Genomic DNA, 20,259 nt, shown 5'->3' with positions numbered 1-20,259 from the left:
TGCATACTTCAGGCTTCGCCACCTCCAAGTTGATAGCCAAATCCATAGATCGTCCTGACGTACTTTGGTTCGTCGGCGTTATCCTCCAACTTCTTCCGTAATCGCATGATGGTCATATCCACACTGCGACTATCTCCCATAAAGTCATATCCCCATCCGATCTGCAGCAGCTCATCCCGGGTAAAGATTTTTTCTGGCCTTTTCAGTAACGTTTCCAGAATTTTAAACTCTTTGGCCGTTAAAGACACGGGTACACCGTTTTTCATCACTCTTCGGCTCTCCAGGTCAAAAGTCAGCTCTTCATGAATGATACGTGTCGATTGTACTTCTGTCCCTTCACTTGTGTCCTCCCTGCTCTCGTTTCTTCTCAGAATCACCTTGATTCGAGCGAGCAATTCACGATTGTCAAAGGGTTTCGTCATGTAATCTTCCGCCCCTAGCTCTAGTCCCAACACCTTGTCGATTACCTCATTTTTGGCAGAGAGCATGATCACAGGAACGGCGCGTTTCCCGGTGATTTCCTTGCACAAGTCATATCCGGAGCAGTCTGGCAGCATCAGATCAAGTACCACTAAATCGGGTTGAAAAGACTCGAGCAGCTGCAGGCCCATTTTGCCATCCTCTGCGGTCTGCACATCGTAGTTTTCTCGTCTTAGCACCAGCTCAATTAAATCTCGAATTGCGATTTCATCATCAATGACTAGGATTCTCTTCAAATGTACACCCCTATCTAGCCTTGTTTTCACCAGCTTCAATCATCATTTATCCTCATCTTAGCACAGGCACTTTAGATTCCTCCACCAACTGGAAGATGAGGTATATTCCAATGAGCCCAACATAACTTGTAATAAACCCGAAGAAAGGAGAACAATCCATGGATCTGCTCTGGGTACTCATTGTTGGTGGACTTATCGGCTGGTTAAGCGGCAACTTGATTGGGCGGGACGTACCGGGCGGTGTACTTGGAAACATTATTGCGGGTTTTATCGGTTCCTGGTTAGGAACGGAATTGCTGGGACCAAGGGGGCCGGTGATTGGCGGATTTCATATTATTCCAGCCATTGTTGGCTCGATTATTGCCCTGCTCATCTTCTTCGCTCTGGCACGCGGTGGAGCCTTCCGAAGACGTTAACAAAGAGAGGCGAAAACCGATACCGTCGTTCATTAGATATTTTTATAAAGATGCTGCCAGGGAATAAAGGTACAGGATAAACATAAAAGGACTGAAAGCATTCATCGATGTATGATGAACACTTACGGTCTTTTTTTATTGTTGTACTGATTTCATCCATTCTTTCAGTGCCTGAACAACCTGCTGAAGCTGTTTCAATCCTGTAACCTTAGGCATGCTCTCACTCCCTTTTGCATCACGTCGGAGCCAAATTGACCATGGTTACCACCCTTTATATTCACTAATGTCGTGTTTTTCAGAAGATTGGGTCTGGCTTTTCCTCACGCTTCCCAGTTCAGAACACCATCAGAACAAACAACGGACTAATGTTCTTATCCCTCGACCCTAATTAGTTTTTGGTCCATGTTCATGCAGGTTACCAATATGGCTACTATGAACTCATTCTGTAAATTGGCATATTAAACTTTATGTAAATTGGACCTGTTGAATCATCCAATTTGATTTATAATTCGTTGATGTAATTCTTTACCTAATTATTAGAGGAGTGAGATTAATGTTTCATGGACTATCTGCTTTTCCTTTAACCCCTATGAATGAGCAACATGTTAACGATAGAGAATTTGTAAACTTAATTCAACGTTTAGTTTCAGCAAGAGTGGACTCTATTGGGGTTCTGGGATCAACAGGAAACTATGCCTATCTAAGTCGAATGGAACGATTGCGTGTCTTGCAGCTTGCTGTTAGTGCAGCTGAAAACACCCCCGTAATGACAAGTATCAGTGCATTACGCACACTTGATGTACTTCATTTAGCGGAAGATGCCCAAAAAGCAGGAGCTAGTGCGGTACTACTTGCTCCTGTTTCTTATCAAACACTGACGGACGAAGAAGTTTACCTATTGTATGAACAATGTACAAAGTCGCTCTCTATTCCACTTTGTGTGTATGATAATCCTGGAACTACGAAATTTCATTTTACCGATGAACTGCATGGTCGAATTGCTTCCCTTCCCCATGTGCGTTCCATTAAGATTCCTGGTGTGCCTTCTAACCTTGAAGCAGCCAACGTAAGGATTAACAATCTTCGTGAGCTAGTTCCCTCACATGTTACGATCGGGGTAAGCGGTGATCCATTTGCAGCTACTGGCTTGAATGCAGGATGTGAACTATGGTACTCCGTTCTGGGTGGCTTATTTCCAAAGCTGTGTTTAAGAATGACTCAGGTCTCTCTGAAAGGTTATAGTGCGGAAGCTGATCAAATCTCCACACAAATAGAACCGATTTGGTTGCTATTCCGCCAATACGGAAGTCTTCGTGTTATTTCTGCAGCTGCAGAAATCATGGGGTTAATTTCAAGTCCTAGTCTCCCTCTTCCTCTCCAGCCTCTCAATTCATCAGCAAGAGATCTCTTGAAATCATTTCTAATAGAAATCAGTTCAATGGAAGAATCTTAGTAAGAGCCTTGTCAATCTGAAAAAGGTAACTTTTTATTAGTTAGTATCTTATTCTGAAACAGCAAACAAGATTTTTTATTTTTCTTTGTTAATGTATTAGGAGGACAACAAGATTTGGCTTGTAGCTGCAGTTGGGGCTGCGTTTTTCTTCGGCTTACGAGGTGTCTTATATCAATGGACATCTCAACGTTCTATTGATCGCAATTTCTTGTTCATTGGGATTTACATCTCAAGCACCATTCTAGTTCTAATATTAAATCGATTATTAAGCAGGCACGGAGAAAGGTATACGGTTCGGACTATTATTGTTTTTTTTCATTCCTGGCTATCACATTCTCACATAAAGGTTAGGACTCGTAAGTGGTGTGGGTATTGCTCTATTTGGAGTTATTATTCTGAAATGGATGCAGTAATACCTGATCAGCCACAAGACTAAATCATTAATAAAACCTCAAAGAAGTTTACCCTCTATATTGAATTACTTACCGAAAATATTTAGATAATAATCTAATGGTAGATGATCTATGTTCTTTTCAATTTCGGAAATCGGTACAAGTTCTTATCCTTGGCTCAGACATGAACTTGTACCGATCACAAAAAAGCCGCCAAATTAGCGACTTCATTGGGAATATGTTCTTGTCCCTCGATATTACTGCAACAAAAAAACATTCTTTCTTATAACTGCGTGAAAAATATAAAAAACACCCGTTCGGGCTAGGCTATTGCATAAGACAGCTTATACTTAAAAGAGACGATCCATCGAAAGTTTAGATTCTTGAACTTGAGTTGTCATCGATGATGCCCAGCTTTATTCCAATGTGCCAGTACATCAGATTAACTGATCTTTAAGCAGCATTCCTGCAAATAGGACGAGAAAATTTTTTTGTTCATCAGCATATGCTTGTTATCCCCATCCAACTTGCTGAGCAAAATCCCTCCCTCCAACAAGGAAAATGCAAATGATGCTAGCGCATCCACATCCAGATCCTCCTTTAACTCTCCAGCTTGAATGCCGTCACGAATAATACTTTTCATCATATCCAAGAAGTTATGCATCCCTTGCCTTGCCTGACCACAAAGCTCCAAATGAGTATCGTCACTTTCTACAGCTGTATTCTGCATGGGACATCCACCAATAAATGGGGGGTCGTTGACGACATTCTCATAGACACGAAAAAAAGATAGCAACTTTCCTGACGCAGACTGCTCTTGATCGACCGCTTCAGAAAATTTACTGGCGACCATACTGGCCGCATAATTGTAGGCTTCAAGCGCTATCTCGTCTTTACTAGCAAAATGTCGATAAATGCCCCCCTTTTTAATTCCTGTGTCGGCAATAATATCGTTTAGCGATGTACCGGCATATCCTCTCTGGTTAAAAATTTCAGCCGATTTCATAATGATGTGTTTTCGTGTTCTGTCCCCTTTTTTCATGATCTCCTCCATATGAACCGTATATTTGCTTTAAACGAATTATCCAATTCGTCCTTGCAATTCACTAATATCATGCTAATATAAAGATACCTAACGGTCTCTTTTCACATTATACAATAAGCTATTCTAGAATGAAATAGCGCTGGGTCATTTTTATTTCATTGTAGGCATTGGCTTGTTGGAATAAATAAAACTTATAGGGGGATTTTCAGTGACTGTAAAAGTAGGTATAAACGGTTTTGGACGAATTGGACGACTCGCTTTTCGCCGAATTCAAGATGTGGAAGGCGTCGAGGTAGTAGCGATTAACGACCTTACGAACGCTAAAATGTTAGCTCATCTGCTCAAATATGATACGACGCAAGGTACTTTTCAAGGTGACATTGAAGTCCATGACGGAACCTTCAAAGTAAACGGCAAAGAAGTTAAGGTTTTGGCTAAACGGAATCCTGAAGAGCTTCCTTGGGGAGAGCTTGGCGTTGATATTGTCCTCGAATGTACAGGCTTCTTCACTTCAAAAGAAAAGGCCGAGCTTCACCTGAAAGGCGGAGCGAAGAAAGTCGTCATTTCCGCCCCTGCTACAGGAGACATGAAAACGATTGTATACAACGTGAACCATGACACACTGGACGGAACGGAAACCGTCATTTCCGGCGCCTCCTGCACAACCAACTGCCTGGCCCCTATGGCTAAAGCTCTACACGACAAGTTTGGTATTCAATCCGGGCTGATGACGACCGTTCACGCTTACACGGGTAACCAAAACACGCTTGACGCTCCGGATCCAAAAGGAGATTTCCGAGCTGCGCGCGCCTCAGCGGAGAACATCGTTCCCTACTCCACCGGTGCCGCAAAAGCCATTGGTTTGGTTCTTCCGGAACTGAAGGGTAAACTGGATGGGGCATCTCAACGTGTACCTGTACCAACAGGTTCTGTGACTGAACTCGTTGCCGTTTTGAATACCAAGGTAACAGTTGAGCAAGTTAACGCTGCTATGAAAGAAGCTTCCGATCCAGAGACTTTCGGCTACACGGAAGACGAGATTGTATCTTCCGATATCAAAGGCATCACATTCGGTTCGCTCTTCGACGCCACACAGACGAAAGTTCTGACTGTCGGTGACCATCAATTGGTGAAAACCGCAGCTTGGTACGATAACGAAATGTCTTATACAGCCCAATTGGTTCGAACTCTGGAGCACTTCGCTAAGATCGCTAGATAAATAATCGTAAGATGAAGAGAAGTAAAATTCTATGAAGGATGCGCTCCAGAGTACGATGATCGATTGTTCGGTATTAGTCTGGTTTTGACCGGATGCGCGTCGGTTGAGCTAAACCATCAATCCGTGGCGACACCAGGCGGACTATCCTGAATTCCGAACCGAAAGGAATGCGCTCTTGAACACGGAGAAGGCGGCCATGCCTACTTTATCAAGGATCAGGAAGGGCAGAGTTTCCGTGAGTTTGTCGCCTCACTTGCGAACTTGCAGGGCTTGTCCATCGATAAGATGCGTTCGCTGTCCTACTGGCTCGTCTCTGCGATTGGCCGGCTGTTCGACACGATCTGGGACATCACACGGAAAGACGGCGATCCGCCGATCTCACGCTCGATGATACGCATGATTGGGCGTGAGTTCACCGTCAACGATGCCGCTGCACGTCGAGAGTTAGGCTATGTCGGAAGAACTTTGCGCGACACCGGCTTGCAAAGCTATGAGGAACCATCTGCTCGAAGATAGGGATTTGAAGGGCAAACGACTGCAATCAGTGGTAAGTCGATTCTTGGGCTGGCTCTTTTGGCCAATTTGGTAAACATGAGCACTACTGGATCATCAAAAGCTTATTAGCGTAATAAAGGAGCAGTCGCCGCCGACGATACTGCTCCTTTATTTTTTTGATCTAAAGTGCTCCGTTAGTTCAGTGATTTCTTCATTAAGTATGAGATAATTGCTGTTTTAGACAGTTTTGGATCCTATCCCATACTGAAAGTACTTAGAGGTGCAATGGACATGCAATTCAATTCCCACACTAGCAGCAATTTGCTCGATCTCGTTATCGTCAAAGAAATTCTTCACTATAGTAGCATGATCACCATTATTAAGCTTCCGAACCATCGTTTGCCCAGATGTCCCCACTACATGAGACTCGCGGGTTCCTGATACTTCTCGATCATCGATAAAGAACATTTTCCCTCCGGGCTTCAAACAGCATGAGACCATGGTGAAGAAGCTCGCCAGTCTTTCTCTGGGTAAATGAGATATCCAGAAAGTAAAAGCAACTGAATCGTATAACTGATCCGGAGACCAATTGAAAAGATCTGCAATGATCGTTCTTACATTGGGTTCAGATACTACCGGATTATGCGAAAGCATTTCTTCGGAACCGTCTACAAGGGTCAATATAAGGGCTTCTTTTAAGAACAGACTACTCCAAGTCCCAGTCCCCGCCGCAAGTTCAAGAAAGTCACCATGAAAATGTTCAGCTTTAAAAGCATCCTTAACCGAATTAATCTCATCGAACCAGATTTGGTTAGCTTCGTCTCCTTGATTAAATGTGCCTCGACGGTACCACCAGTCATCATACTCTGGAGCTCGTTCTTTATAATATTTCAACTGCTCCTGAAGCTGCTGATCTGTCACACTTTCGTACGAAGCATCGTTGGTTTCCTTGCTGTTCACGCAAACATCTTTCCCTTCTCCCATCAGGGCTTAAGTCAATGGCAGCTTCACACATAGTAACACCGTTCAATTGGAAGCAAGCGAATTATCCAGAACACTCTCTTGCTTCAAATGCACTGCATCAATACTCTGTGTAGTATTGTTAATATTATAATCATAGAAACAACATTTATATGATTCATCAACTTTAAAACTTGAAATTATTTATTCTAAAATCATAAGACAATGATTTCAGACATGCAGGGAAATTTAATGGACTATAAAGCATCCTTTCAAGAGATCGAAACCGCACTCCTGTGCTTTTATCTCGCCAGATGATCTACATCATGATACTATTTAGATAATTAACTAAACCGAAATGACACAATGTTTGTGTCCCGCGACAATAACACTTAAAAAACCGCTCACCCGAGTATTGGATGAGCGGTCTTTATATTTTACTTCTTGTACTGATTGCCGTGTTAATTCCAATTCTCGGTTTAAGGATCATCGATTGAATTTCTTATTTAGCATGTTCACTTCAAGAATTCAGGAAAGAATCTCCTGGTGGATTTTCATTTGGTTAACCACGTGTACGAAACGGTACCTGCTTTTGCTCATTTATACATAGTCTTACAGTTCATTCTCTTTTTGCAAACGAAAAACTTCCCTTGATGTTTCTATAAAAGATAACAGGATTGGTGAAAGCCACTTGTCTTTATGCCACAGCATCTGTGTATACACCCGCAGATCCGGAATTTTCCATGGAAGAACAACAAGTTTTCCTCGTTCAACTTCGGCTTCTACAACGATTTCAGGAAGAAATCCGATACCGATTCCCGAGATCGCACATTGTTTAATAGCCTCGGCACTTTGAAACTCTAGATACGTGATGCTATCAATGCCCTCTTTCTCAAATGACCGGTCAAACATCGTTCGATATGGACAACCCTTCTCATTCGTCAGGAACACTTCTTCATGAAAATCTTCCAAGTGCAGCACAGTTCGTTTGGCGAGTGGGTGATCTGGAGCAGCTAACAATCGGAAATTTTCTTCCAGCAAAGGTTCCACGGAAAGTCCACTCGAGCGGATGGGTTCATCCAACATATAAACAATATCCGTGGTTCCCTCAAAGAGCGTTTGCTTGAGCTCTTGATTCGGAACTGAGCGGAAGATTAGACGAACTCCCGGATGCTGCGAGCGAAACCGTTGGAAGACAGGTGGAAGCCGGTAGGAGCAAATAACCTCATTCGCACTTATCGTTAAGGTACCAGTTAGTTCTTCATTATCATGGACAGCACTACGAGCTTCGTCCATTTTTTCAAGAATACCTTGGGCGTGTGTTAAAAAGCGTTTGCCCGCAGTTGTAAGAGCGAGTTGCTTGCCCAACCGATCAAAGAGGCGAACACCCAGCTCATCTTCCAATGCTTTAATTTGCATCGTGACGTTGGAAGGAACGTAGCTCAGCACTTCTGCTGCCCGCGTGAAATTCAATGTTGTTGCAACCGTACAAAACGTATTCAGTTGACGCAATTCCATCCGATGCTCCCCCCTTCATCTTTCAATTTTATTGAATACTACCTTGAATTCTATTCACTTTTATTGAGAGTACCACGGCTCTATACTAAGTACAAGAGATCACACTGAACATGTGGTTTTTCATTTTGAAGGGAGCGACTATACGATGGACTATGAAATTTTTAATTTGGGTGATGTACTCTTACAATCAGGAGTGACGTTACCAAATGCTTTTCTTGCTTATAAAACTTACGGAAAACTAAATGAACAGAAGGATAATGTTATTGTCTATCCAACGGCTTTTGGGGATCAGCATGTTCAGAATGAATGGCTCATTGGCAGCGGGATGGCACTCGATCCAGAGAAATATTTTATTATCGTTCCCAATTTGCTGGGCAATGGGCTATCTTCCTCTCCCAGTAACACGCCTCCTCCATTTGATCGGGCTACCTTTCCACAGGTAACCATCTATGACAACGTTCGATTACAGCACCAACTGCTGACCGAAAAATTCGGTATTCAAAAGATTGCTCTCGTGGTCGGGTGGTCGATGGGCGGCATTCAGGCATTTCAATGGGGGGCAAGTTACCCGGAGATGGTCGAACGAATCGCACCTTTCGGAGGCATCGCCAAACCTTGGCCTCACACATTTGTGGTCCTGGAAGGAGTGAAAGCTTCGCTGCTATCTGCAGTCGGCTTCGACTCAAGTAAAATGAACCAACTTAGTTCTACAGACATGCGTGCAGTTGGTCGGGTGTATGCGGGATGGGGACTATCACATGCGTTTTATAGAGAAGAACTTTACCGTGAGATGGGATTTGACACATTGGAGGATTTTGTAGCTGGTGTCTGGGAAGATAGCTTTATGAATATGGATCCTCATAATGTTCTGGCAATGTTATGGACAGGCCAACATGCAGATATTAGTGCCAACCCCTCCTATAATGGAGACTTTGATAAAGCGCTTAAAAGCATAAAAGCTCTTGCCTGCATCATGCCAGGGAGCACGGATCTCTTCTGCACAGCGGACGATAATGAATACGAAGCTAAGCGTATACCTAATGCTGTCTTGAAACCAATCCAATCGATCTGGGGCCATTTTGCCGGTCGTGGAATCAACAGTGCCGATAATCAATTTATTAATGACAATCTAAAACACTTGTTGTCACTTAGCACTAATGAATAGATAGTCGCTTGCATTGGATGTCTGTCAGGGCTAGCAAGATTCCTTGTTCTATAGCCCGGTTATTTCTCTTGTTAGCCCTTGCTGGGATCTTAAAGAAGCTGAAAATGACAAGTATAAATTTCTTATCCTCCAATATATAAGTAGGGAAGATTTGAAAAATGGAAATCTTGAGGATTTTGTAAGACTAGCACAAGACCAAGAAGCTGCGTATTACTACCTCGATAAAGAGAATTTTGAGTCAATTGATGTAGGACAAAGAGTAAAAATCACTGCTGACTTTAACCAAAATGAATCCAATCCACCTATTAGAGCAGTTTTGGATATTGAAAAAATCAATGAATAAGCTATTCACCAAATTTTTTTCTCCAAATAACTTGATATGCAACGTTTCGTTTATTGAACTACAAATACACCGGTCTTTCTATACGAGTGTTTATGCATGGATTGAATATGCAGTTTAATTTCTCTTATATATATCTTTATATCTTTTATTAATTATTTTTTTCTTTCTTGAGGGTCTATTGTCCACCACTAGCATTAATGATTTATTTATATCAATGAATACTATGTATAAAAAAATGCCCTACTTCCCCTGTTAACTCAACGGGGTGTCGGGCATTTTTTTATTTAGATTGTTATCTTGTCTTCAAGCCAGTCCGTTCCAAGAACGTTACCTGTCCCACTTGTGAGTCTGAACCAACCTTTAGTGACAACCCCAGCTATAATTGTCGGCGCAGTGTTGGTGATATAATCCGACCTTTGCCAACTTCCTACTGTCGGCATAGCTGATCCCGCACCTTGTCTATTCCATCTGCCGCCTATATAGGTCCTTACACACTCATAACTTGCGTTGCTTGTATCTACATAGAACGCCCCTTCACGAGGGTTTAAAAGCGCAGTAGACGATCTACCAGGGTTTATTAACTCATCCAGCAGGATTGGTCGCCGGAAACGCAAAGTGTTTCCATCAGTTGCATACATTAGTTCGGTACGCGTACCATTTTTAAGGTGGGCTAACTGAAACCCCGCTCCTGTTGTTCCATCCTGAGTGATATTTAATTCATATCTGTTATTCGCCCGGTCACTCCTGGACAATAGGTGTTGTTGTGGGGCATAGGATCCGCCTTGTTGCAAAACAAAGTCTGAACCTACGGTTACACGCTTTATACCGCTCACCACTTCAATATGATCGGTAGTATTACCATGACCTATAATAGTCACTGGTGCAGAGGCTTGTTGTTCTCTAATACGCATCATATTGACTTTACCTTTGGTGAATGGGTAACTGTCGTTGTGAAGCATAATCGGACCGTCTAAAGCCATTCCGATATCAATAGCATAGTCACGGGGCCAGTCGGGAAGTTCCAACCACTTCCCCTTGTCCGCATCCCAACTGAATCCCATGTCCAGAATGCGAATGCCCTCGACGCGAGGATTGGCACCCATGGATGGGTCACTGTAGATTGCAGCATTTCCGACCTGCTCGAATCGAACATGATCTAGAACCAGGTCTTTCAAAAATATATTTGAACCACCTGGTTTGTTAGGCTCCGGTTCGCAATAGAAGCTGAAAGGCGAGTACCCGCAGTGACTGGAGCGCATCGATAGTGCCTCGATACCAGATGACGCATGAGTAGCAAAGTTAGCGAATGCGTTTTGGTTGACCGTGGACATTTCCACCCAGTAATCACCAGAGTTATGGGATACATACACGCCGTACCAGCAATATTCAATATTGGTGTGGAATAATTTTATATGACCAGCACTGTTTGCCCAATCCATGCCCCAACCAAAGTGACGTATTTGCAGATTTTCAAAAAGCGGCATTGCTGAATTTACTACTTTAATACCTGACCCCCAAGCTGTCCTTACCCCGCGTACATTGCGGTCATAAGTCCCCGGACCAACTACTGAGATATTGCGCCATACCTGCCTTTTTCCGCTGCTGCGGTCTACAGTTATTGCTGGGTTGCCCTCCCAAAATTCAGGAAATACTAATGTAGCTGCTTGGGGATCACCGTCCACTGATATATCCAACCCGTAAAGAGGTACGTTACACAAGTAGCGCCCACTAGGGAAAAATACAGTGCCTCCATTGTTAGGTCCTATTGTCTGCTCCGATGCCGCATCGAACGCTGCTTGTATGGCACAAACATCAATTTCGTCATTTAAAGATTTTGCCTTTGGATATTTTGTTTGTGCCTCTTCCAATGATGTATAAATGCTTGATAATGGATGTGAATTCCCGTCACCAATAGCCCCGAATAACCTGACATTAAAAAATTCTAAATCAGATAAAAAATCTACCGATTCGGCGGTTACACTGACTTCATCATTCACTTCTTCGACGTTCCCATCTTTAATTGACATATCCACAACTCCTTTTAATTAATATATATTCTTGGAGTATTAACTTGATGTAATCTACCATATAGAGGGACCAGTCACTTAACATTTAGATTAGGAGTACTTCGAGTGTCTAATTAAAATTAATTAGATAAGAATACGCCATACTCGCAGTACTCATTCAGTTTTTCTGGCATATTTTATACCGTTATTCCTTCGTGACTCAAGACTACATCACGATTTGAACCCAGAAGGTTTTTAACTGTGATGTTAGCGTTAGCCCCTAAATAAATATTGAGTTTTCCAGCCTCTGAGCCTTCAGCTGTTGAAAGATTTGCTGTAGACCCAACCGAGATAGGAAACAGTGCCTGACCAGTCGAAAAGAAAATTGCAAAGCAATCAGAATTATGCGTTGCCCAGACTGTGAATATCCCTCGTCTGCTGGCGTTACCTGCAGAGGGTATTGTCCATGTAGCGGTTGCTGCGTTAGATATGGTCTTCTTTTTCCCGGCTCTGGATGTTGATGACAAAACCCCCTCTGTCGTCAATTTCATACTGTAATCGGACCAATCATAATTCTTGTCAGTTGTCTGGGTATATCCGAATTCCAATTCATTTGTGGCTGGTTTGTGAAGCCATCCCCACTTACGTGTACGTGCTGCCGGGCTTGCCACCGTCATTTTGTCAGGGAACATAGGCGGATTGCGCGGATCAAGTAATGGACCATTTACCTGTAACGGTGTCTCTCCATTACTAACATGAGGCACCGAAGCAGACGACTGCCAAAGATCATTTATCGATGTATCAGTACCAGAATTAAGAACACCCCCATTGATAACAATGCCACCAACTGTTGATCCTAGCTCAAAAACTTTGTTAGCAACATTAGCAGTATTTTTTACGTCTTGACGCGTGATTGTGCAGTTATAGAAGTGGATAGAAGATGAATTTCGAAACTTGAACATAGGAACCATTTGGGATTCCGTTATCCCACGCTTCTCACCTTGGGTGTTGTTATGGGTGAATTGTGTGTTGTAGAAACCGACCCGGTGAGTATATTCAAGCTCAACCAATGTTGTATCCCAGTTCCGAGCCTCGAAGTGGCAACCGAAAAATCCGTAATTGTTGTGTTGAAGGGTTGCATCAGCTCCGCCTACTGAGCGAAGGAATACACCGCCTGGTAATTGCTCCATATGACATCTGTAAAACATAAGGTTGTTGGTTGGGTCTTGAGCATGTTTGAGCACATCAAAAGCAACTGGACTTATACCGCTAAAGTTGAAGAATCCGCAGTTATCAAACTTAACATCGAACATGTGACCAACCTCAAAAACTTTGTTCCAGTAATACCATTCACAATCGCGGAAATGGGACTGTTTCAGCATTACATCCCCGAGTGGGCTGGTTCCCGTTTGCTCACGTTGCGTTCTGCCCACTTTCGCAAAGATGGCCGTTCCTTTGCCCAAAAACTTAAAACCTTCCATAATAACCTGTCCATATTTCATGTCAAACATCTGTGTCGCATTCGGTCCAATTTTAATAACCGTTCCTGAAGGGCCACCACCGCCGCCTTTAATGTGCAATGTGATTGTATCCGAAACATAATCGTTACTCACCAAGGAACAATCAATTACGATTGTTTTATCAATCAGGTATTGCCCCCTAGGGAACGTCAATTCGACTGTGGAATAAGTTTTACTGTTTGTATTCACTCCGACAACTTGGTACTCTTTCAGGGCGCGGTTAATGTACTGTTGGATGATATCAGAGGAATCTGTAACTCCTGTTCTATCCAATGGTGCATTGAAAAGATCGATAATAACTCTTTCTGTTACCTTGGCTGCCTCCAAAGCTGCTGCTGCATACAAAAATTCTTTTGACATTATCCCTAGAACTCCCTTTATAGATAACATGCCGCCACCATTAGGAGCCGTGTATTCAATTCGAAGTATGCACCCAACAGGAATAATATAACTTACTAGGTCGCCGACACTTGCTTGGGTAATTTGAGCTATGTTGATATTATTTCTGACACCAGGAAGTACTGCCTTTTTACCGTTAATGTCGATAATGTAAGTGTTAAAAGTTCCCTGAGTAGCATTTGTCGATCCACCATAGTTTAAAGTAATTTCGAGATCTGTCCCCGTTGGCTCGGAAGGATATTGCACACTCCCAGCACTGGCTCCAGCAGATAGTAGTGTCACAATCTCAGGGGTAGCTACATCTTGTTGATCGGCTAATAAATTATTTTCTTGTTTGTTTGGCACATTCATCGCTCCTTATGACTTTTTTTAGAAGACTTAACGTGTTGTATGCTCCCCGACGGAATCGAATCGCCACTTCCCGAATTTCACGAATTATGCCAATGAAAAAGCAAAATTCAAAAATACTTCTCTTATTTGCAATTCGGTTAAATTTCACTTCAATTAATAAATTTATGGAATTAGCATGCCGAGGCCGGAATCTTTGAGTGCAATCCTCCTTTTTGATGTGGTCGCCTGGAAAGGCGCGAATTAACTTCTGCGGAACCGCAACCAGTTTGAGCGGCTCTTTGAACACTTCCCATTGCAGCCCTAGGTTGATGCCATAAGACGGGCCAAGTCCGTCATCCGCTTGAATCAGCAATCCACAGATTAGTTCCAATCCGTTAATAGCGCGTCTCGATTTAATCTCAGCAACCACATGAGTAACTCCGTCCCGATCAGCATTCATAGGCGGATAAATGAGGTATAGCTTTAGCTGCGACATTTTGGCCAGCCTTGGGTTGTAATATCTACAGGGGAAATAGCATTTCCGGTTAAGGTGTTACCAGGCAAAGCGGGTCTATCCGATTTGAATTCATCACCCGCGATGTTACTGCCCATGTTAAACAAACCAATTTTCATCGTTAATGCTGCTAATTCAATTGGGTAAATACGTTGTTTACTCCGTCCCCCCTCGGAAATGTGTTCGCCGCAAAGTAGTCTTAATTACCATTGACCGACAACCTCAGAACTAAGTCAACGTTACCCGCGCCTTATGCTTCGAGAATAAGCGGATTTTTGTGTAATTGCTATGTTATAGTTCTCGGACGATGTGACTATAGTCGTATTGCTGGACGGGACCGCCATCGCTTTAAAAAACTGAGGCTTCCACCGGTATCTACGGGTCAGTCCAGCTTAATTCGGCTGAAAACAGATGAACACCACCTTACTGCTTCTCCCTGGTGATCAGTTATTCTCGTTAACACCTCCGCTTCCTGCACCAGCACCGACGATCGAACCCGATGACAAACATGTTTGCGATTCCATCACCGTTAGGGATTTTGGTTCTTTAAGCCTTCCGACGCCTTAACCTAATGTCTCCGTTGTTAATCCTTGTTTCTTCGCATTCTCAACAACCTGGTCACGCGCTTTGCTTGCAAGCTGTTTGCCTTTGTCAGCCAACTATCATACGTTAGTAAGAACTTTGTACAGGCTGGATGAAATATCTTGGTGGCCGTAGTCGTTCATATGAGTGTTGTCACTTGACACATATTGTAATGTTTCTTTTGCGAATGTGAAGCTATTGTCATACCGTGCGTATGTGTCGTAGAACGCGCAATTGTTCAATAAGGCAAGCTCTCTATAAATCTTAGAATACTCCGTGATCGGTATAGATTTGTCCGCTGGCGTGATTCCAACTGGAACCAGGAGGACATCTCCGAAACGCTTGCATTGTGTGATTGCTGTTTGCGTCTGCGTTCGGAAAGTCGCTAGGTCTGTTTGTCCGCTGTAGTCGTTTGACGAAAAACAGATGATGGACAGATCTGGCTTCCAAAAATCAACTGTAGTCGGCTTGTAATTCGTTCTGTTCGTTGCTATTTGATCCGTTTTACCGCCTGCATATCCGATTTGGTGAACTTTCACCCCGGTTTGGGACGTGCTGCCGTACATCACACCGATAAGAGCAAATCCGCTTCGGGCTTTTCCCGCGACAAGCTCCGTAACCGTGATGACTGCTGTATGGCTCGAGTTTGTCAAAGTTCCGTTGTATTTGTACTCTTTAGCTGCTTCGCTGGAACCATTTGAATTGAATTCCTGTGGTGTTCCGCCATCCATTGTAATGGTGAACTTTCCGCCCTCTGAGCCCTCGATACCAACAACAGAAAATGATGTACCCGTGAATGTCACTGTCACCGATGAACCAACAGTCTCGCCGCGCTTGGAATGGATGTTTAACATACCGCCGACACTGGAATCAGCCCAGGTACCTGCGAATGTGTACCACCAGGTCCACCAGTGCGGAATGATGCCAGAACCAACATCACCTGCCTGTTTTGCCAAGGCAGAACGTAGACGACCAACAAAACCCTTTTCAAGTTTGTTTTTTCCATATGTTAAGAGACCAGCAACGCCGCCGCCCCCTGCGCCTTGCCCAACCACTGAACTAGAACCATATACGCAAATGGTGGAAAGGACGTCACCGTTCAATGCCTTAGCCAGTGCTGCACGCCAACGAAACAAACCACGTAGTCCGTTGTACAGATATCCGTCCCTGATTGATTCTGTCTGGACTCTGTCAAGGAGAGCACCCGATAGTTGATAACCTTTGTCCGCCATCAGTTTTACAACCCCCTTAATGTTGATTGTTCCTCCCCCTGTTGGTGCTGTGTATTCGACCTTGAATATGCAACCCGCCGGAACAGTGTACAATACAACATCGCCAACGTTTGCGCTTGTCACCTGAGCAAACCTTTGGTTTTGACGAATACCAGGCAATACACTCTCTCTGTTGTTGATGTCAATCAGGAAAGTGTCAAACGTTGCTGTTGTCGTTGCTGTTGACGATCCGTAATACACCACGATATCCGTATCTCTTCTTGTGACCCCGTCTTTTGGGTAAAAAGTGCTTCCTGCTGCAGCTCCTGCACCCAAAATACTGATCGGTTCCGAAGAAGCATCGCCGCCGCAATTTATCTGGTAAAGCGCAAGGGGATTATCAGCGCTCACTGGCTTGTACTGGCCAGTTTCGTCTTTGGTGTAAATCTGCTGATCCTCCGGCGGACTTCCTGACATACCATTAATGACTTCTTCCATCTAACCAACTCCTTAATTATTTTATATGTCATCGGCTTGAAGCCTAGATGTGACGTAAATTCATGCCGGAATGACTAACAGTCGAAATCTAAACTCAAGCTTTGATACGCGGCGGTACTTGATTGAGTACGGTTCCTGATGCCTTCTTTCAAAGCTCCTTGAAAGAGTTGGGCCGCCACCACCTTCAGGAATTCCAGCTTTTGCTGAGATTGTTTTAATGGGACACCTGAAGACGTGATATGGGCACGAATACGTTTGATAAGAGGAGTAAGATATTTCTTTTTTTTATCCTCAGTGATAGGACTAAGGACTCGCCGCCGTGTTGTTGTTCGTTTAAATTCCTAATTTCTAAGAATCCGTGAGTTCAATATAACTCTTAGTTTCTAAGAAATCAATCCCTTTTTTATAACCCATTATATTAAATTCCTATTTTCTAAGAATGATTTCCACGTTTCTAGGACAATATGATAAGATCGTTAATCAAGGAGAGGTGAAGGAGAACCATGCTCAAGTTGTACAGCGAACGCCTTAAAGAAGCACGGTTAAAGGCAGGTTTTACACAAATTCAAGTTAAAGATCATACGGGGATTAACAATAAAACATTGAGTGGTTATGAGAATAAAATCAGCGAGCCGGATTATGAAACATTAAAAACATTGTGTGATTTGTATGGAGTTACAACAGATTGGGTTTTAGGACATACCAATAATCCCCACAGCGATTTAAGAGAAGCTGAAAGGGAAATGGTCGAAAAAGTAGACTTGGATGATGATTCATTCATCAAAGGGGATTTCAATTTTGCGGGACGTGAACTAACCGTAGAAGAAAAGAAAGAACTGCAGGCTATGACTCGTCTGTTTCTGAATCGGAAGAAAGGGAATTAAGGAACTCTGTAATGAGTTCTTGGTTTTCTGAAGTATCTTCTGCAATAGCTCTTAGGAAGTGCTCGACATCAATGCTATTCATTAGGCATGCCCCCCGGTATGTGATACTGTAATTATATACGAACTAATGTTCTCGTGAAAGACTAAAAACTTAATAAGGAGGCATACATAAATATGGTGCTGACCTTCGGAAAGTGCTTGTTGCGCGATTGCAGGACCCGTGCAAATGTCACTCAGACTGATCTGTCTGAGTGGCTACAAAAGGAATTGGTATTGAGTGTATCCACCACCTTATTGTCACTTTACGAGAATGCCAAGAGAACCATTCCATCCCTTACTATGCGTGGTATCTGCATTATTCTTGAATGCTCTGAGAATGACATGTATGAGTGGCCGTGATAGTGCATCAGGCCGGAGCAATCAATGCTCCACCCGGAGGTTTTCATTTATCCTCGTTGCAGAACATAATCTCGGTCAATAGGAAAACTCGTTCCCATTCTCCATTCAATTCCATGTTACAATATTTGTAATTAAAAATTGGGCGTCTGAATTTTGTGCGTTCGACACCACAATTCGACAATATAAAGCATACTGAATGTGTTGTTATTTTTAATCGAATTTAAAAAGAGGTGCCACCGTGGTCATAGCCCCGTCAAGTAGACAATAAAAAAAGAGAAATTCCATTAAGCGGCGACTTTTTCCCTGAATTCAATCGGGGAGAGGTCGCCGAGTTTGTTTTGGAAACGTTCCTTTTTGTAAAACAAACTATACTCTGTAATTTGGTTCCTTGCTTGCTCCAGATTCTGAGGCTTCTCCAAATACAACTTTTCCGTCTTTAAGTGGGAGAAGAACGACTCAATACATGCATTGTCATAGCAGTTCCCACGCCGAGAATGGCTTCCTGTTAGCTTCTTCTCTTCAAGCAACTTGGCATAGCTCTGTGTTGTATACTGGAACCCCTGGTCGGAATGAACAAGGTAGGTCCACATTTCAGTTTCTTCACCGTGTCCATAACGAGTTTTAAGTCATTTCGCTCGGAGAGTTCCCAAGCTACAATCTCGTTGTTGTATAGATCCATCACAACCGAGAGAGACGCAAAATCATGCCCAATCCGGACATACGTAATATCCGTCACGAGTTTCTGCAGAGGAGCTGCCGCCGAGAATTCTCTATTTAAGACATTACGGAACAGAACGGACGGTTTCCGGCCAGCAAAATGGACGTTTCTTGCGAATCACGGAACGAATCTGGAGTTCTCTCATTAAGCGGCGTACCTTTTTGTGATTCACCATGAGGCCTTCCTTTCCTATCGCGGTTCGCATACATTTGTAGCCAAAATAAGGACGAAGCCGGTGAATGCCTAAAATATGTGCTTTTAGATCCGCATCCCGATCTGCTCGTTTCTCTCTGAGGACGATATTCTTCTTCCATTTGTAGTAACCTGCATGAGAAATTTCAGTCATTTTACACAACCAAACCACAGGTGCCCACTCGCTTATTTCTCGATCGGACTGGCACCGGATTTCGAAATCCTGCTTCCCTCTCCGGACAAATTTGGATTGAGCTTTTTTAGATATTCTACCTGCGCTTTCAGATAAGCATTTTCTTCTTCTGCACTGCTAAAGTGCTTCTTCGTCCAACGTCCTCGATAATCCTCAAAACTCTCTCCATTTTGGCTTTTACGTACCCAAGTAATAATCTGGCTCTCACTCTTAATACCAAACTTCTCCATGATCCGACTGTATGTCCAACCTTCTTCCAATCGCAGACAAACAGCCTCTTTCTTCGTTTCTTCACTATATTGATTAAAGGTTTGGCCTTTTTTAGCTGGCATAGCAAAAATCCCCTCCGGTTTTCAGTGTTGAGTTCATTTTAACATGACCTCTTTTTTCACTGTCTAGCTTGAGGGGATAATACCACCGCAATTTGACGGTGACCCCTCTTTTCATTGACATACAGGGACAAGTTTATGTTGAAGCTCTTCATATCCTGAAAATTCTTTCAACAGATCGTTGAAACCTCCCGCAGATTGGGCATTTTATTAACAATCAATCGCAGGATGTCTGTACGTCTAACTCATGCTTTGCGTTCAATTTCTACCGGGACACCCTATTCCCGAAACCAAGGCGAAATCGTCAGGCTCTTTAGATACAAATCGTTGAATTCGCCTATCTCACGAATTGTATAAGTGAGAGTATGGCTTTGCCTACCTATGGACCAACCTCAATCAGTTGAATCCGTGGATAGCTCATTCCATTCGACTTTTCTATCGCATTGAATTTTCTGACTTAAATACTAATTGTATAGATGATAAGGCCTCTTGAACCTTTGCATATTATCTAAACAAAAGAGCCGCTGCACCACGCTAACCTGCCGTTAGCTTAATGAATTAATGGGCAAAATGCGATTAGATAGACGTCTAGTCGGAAATAGGAACATGTTCTTGTCCCTCGATATTGCCATTACAAAAACACCTCCAAGATGATCTCCCTATCTTATGACAGGGCTTCATTTTCTTGAAGGTGTTTTATTTCTCCCAAGTTATGGGGTCAGTCCAACTGCTACGTTGGTATGTCACTGCTTTTCTTTATCA

Annotated in this window: 15 protein-coding genes and 2 pseudogenes; 7 read left to right on the top strand and 10 right to left on the bottom strand. The window is 43.1% G+C overall.

Annotated features, from left to right (window positions below; translation table 11 throughout):
* Window positions 1-8 precede the first annotated feature (8 nt).
* Window positions 9-716, bottom strand: a complete 708-nt coding sequence (locus tag MHB84_RS27590) for a response regulator transcription factor (protein ID WP_076288771.1) — start codon at window positions 714-716, stop codon at window positions 9-11.
* Between the two features lie 158 nt (window positions 717-874).
* Here MHB84_RS27590 and MHB84_RS27585 point away from each other — a divergent pair, with 158 nt between their 5' ends.
* Entirely contained in the window at window positions 875-1,132 is a 258-nt protein-coding gene (locus tag MHB84_RS27585; protein ID WP_024630063.1) for a GlsB/YeaQ/YmgE family stress response membrane protein, read from the top strand.
* A gap of 194 nt (window positions 1,133-1,326) precedes the next feature.
* On the opposite strand, the pseudogene MHB84_RS31455 reads toward MHB84_RS27585, so the two are convergent.
* Window positions 1,327-1,434 (bottom strand): annotated as a pseudogene (locus MHB84_RS31455) (alpha/beta hydrolase); the annotation flags it as partial.
* Window positions 1,435-1,685: 251 nt separating this feature from the next.
* Between MHB84_RS31455 and MHB84_RS27580 the strand changes: the two are divergent.
* On the top strand, window positions 1,686-2,585 hold the full coding sequence (locus MHB84_RS27580) for a dihydrodipicolinate synthase family protein (RefSeq protein WP_076288772.1): 900 nt from the start codon (window positions 1,686-1,688) through the stop codon (window positions 2,583-2,585).
* An 834-nt stretch (window positions 2,586-3,419) separates the two neighbouring features.
* Here the strand turns inward: MHB84_RS27580 and MHB84_RS27575 are convergent.
* Window positions 3,420-4,019, bottom strand: a complete 600-nt coding sequence (locus MHB84_RS27575) for a TetR/AcrR family transcriptional regulator (RefSeq protein ID WP_076288773.1) — start codon at window positions 4,017-4,019, stop codon at window positions 3,420-3,422.
* A gap of 211 nt (window positions 4,020-4,230) precedes the next feature.
* Between MHB84_RS27575 and gap the strand changes: the two genes are divergently transcribed.
* The gene (gene gap, locus MHB84_RS27570; RefSeq protein ID WP_076288774.1) at window positions 4,231-5,241 is read left to right on the top strand and encodes a type I glyceraldehyde-3-phosphate dehydrogenase; all 1,011 of its coding nucleotides are present in this window, start codon (window positions 4,231-4,233) and stop codon (window positions 5,239-5,241) included.
* A gap of 270 nt (window positions 5,242-5,511) precedes the next feature.
* Window positions 5,512-5,757: a hypothetical protein gene (locus MHB84_RS27565; protein ID WP_217504757.1), complete on the top strand. Its 246-nt coding sequence runs from the start codon at window positions 5,512-5,514 to the stop codon at window positions 5,755-5,757.
* Window positions 5,758-5,973: 216 nt separating this feature from the next.
* Here the strand turns inward: MHB84_RS27565 and MHB84_RS27560 are convergent, their stop codons facing one another.
* The gene (locus tag MHB84_RS27560; protein ID WP_083678858.1) at window positions 5,974-6,720 is read right to left on the bottom strand and encodes a methyltransferase domain-containing protein; all 747 of its coding nucleotides are present in this window, start codon (window positions 6,718-6,720) and stop codon (window positions 5,974-5,976) included.
* Window positions 6,721-7,308: 588 nt separating this feature from the next.
* The gene (locus MHB84_RS27555; RefSeq protein ID WP_076288775.1) at window positions 7,309-8,214 is read right to left on the bottom strand and encodes a LysR family transcriptional regulator; all 906 of its coding nucleotides are present in this window, start codon (window positions 8,212-8,214) and stop codon (window positions 7,309-7,311) included.
* A 145-nt stretch (window positions 8,215-8,359) separates the two neighbouring features.
* Here MHB84_RS27555 and MHB84_RS27550 point away from each other — a divergent pair, with 145 nt between their 5' ends.
* Window positions 8,360-9,379 carry an alpha/beta fold hydrolase gene (locus tag MHB84_RS27550; RefSeq protein WP_076288776.1) on the top strand — a complete coding sequence of 340 codons (1,020 nt, stop codon included), beginning with the start codon at window positions 8,360-8,362 and terminating at the stop codon, window positions 9,377-9,379.
* A gap of 43 nt (window positions 9,380-9,422) precedes the next feature.
* Entirely contained in the window at window positions 9,423-9,722 is a 300-nt protein-coding gene (locus MHB84_RS27545; RefSeq protein WP_076288777.1) for a DUF3221 domain-containing protein, read from the top strand.
* A 284-nt stretch (window positions 9,723-10,006) separates the two neighbouring features.
* Here the strand turns inward: MHB84_RS27545 and MHB84_RS27540 are convergent, their stop codons facing one another.
* The 4 genes from MHB84_RS27540 to MHB84_RS27525 all read right to left on the bottom strand — a co-directional run bounded on the left by MHB84_RS27540 (window position 10,007) and on the right by MHB84_RS27525 (window position 16,782).
* Entirely contained in the window at window positions 10,007-11,749 is a 1,743-nt protein-coding gene (locus MHB84_RS27540; protein ID WP_076288778.1) for a hypothetical protein, read from the bottom strand.
* A 176-nt stretch (window positions 11,750-11,925) separates the two neighbouring features.
* Window positions 11,926-13,992 (bottom strand): hypothetical protein, encoded by a 2,067-nt coding sequence (locus MHB84_RS27535; RefSeq protein WP_076288779.1) that lies wholly within the window; start codon window positions 13,990-13,992, stop codon window positions 11,926-11,928.
* On the bottom strand, window positions 13,970-14,407 hold the full coding sequence (locus MHB84_RS27530) for a hypothetical protein (protein ID WP_179087151.1): 438 nt from the start codon (window positions 14,405-14,407) through the stop codon (window positions 13,970-13,972). The genes MHB84_RS27535 and MHB84_RS27530 overlap by 23 nt, the downstream gene beginning before the upstream one ends.
* 746 nt (window positions 14,408-15,153) lie before the next feature.
* Entirely contained in the window at window positions 15,154-16,782 is a 1,629-nt protein-coding gene (locus tag MHB84_RS27525; RefSeq protein WP_076288781.1) for an SGNH/GDSL hydrolase family protein, read from the bottom strand.
* A gap of 512 nt (window positions 16,783-17,294) precedes the next feature.
* Here MHB84_RS27525 and MHB84_RS27520 point away from each other — a divergent pair.
* Entirely contained in the window at window positions 17,295-17,666 is a 372-nt protein-coding gene (locus tag MHB84_RS27520; protein ID WP_179087152.1) for a helix-turn-helix domain-containing protein, read from the top strand.
* A 683-nt stretch (window positions 17,667-18,349) separates the two neighbouring features.
* Here MHB84_RS27520 and MHB84_RS27510 read toward each other — a convergent pair.
* Window positions 18,350-19,500, bottom strand: a pseudogene (locus tag MHB84_RS27510) (IS3 family transposase).
* Window positions 19,501-20,259: the final 759 nt, after the last annotated feature.

This window comes from Paenibacillus sp. FSL F4-0087 (genome assembly GCF_038020215.1).
Classification (GTDB): domain Bacteria; phylum Bacillota; class Bacilli; order Paenibacillales; family Paenibacillaceae; genus Paenibacillus; species Paenibacillus taichungensis.
Note: the sequence above shows the minus strand (reverse complement) of the source record. Positions and strands in the feature narration are given on the sequence as shown.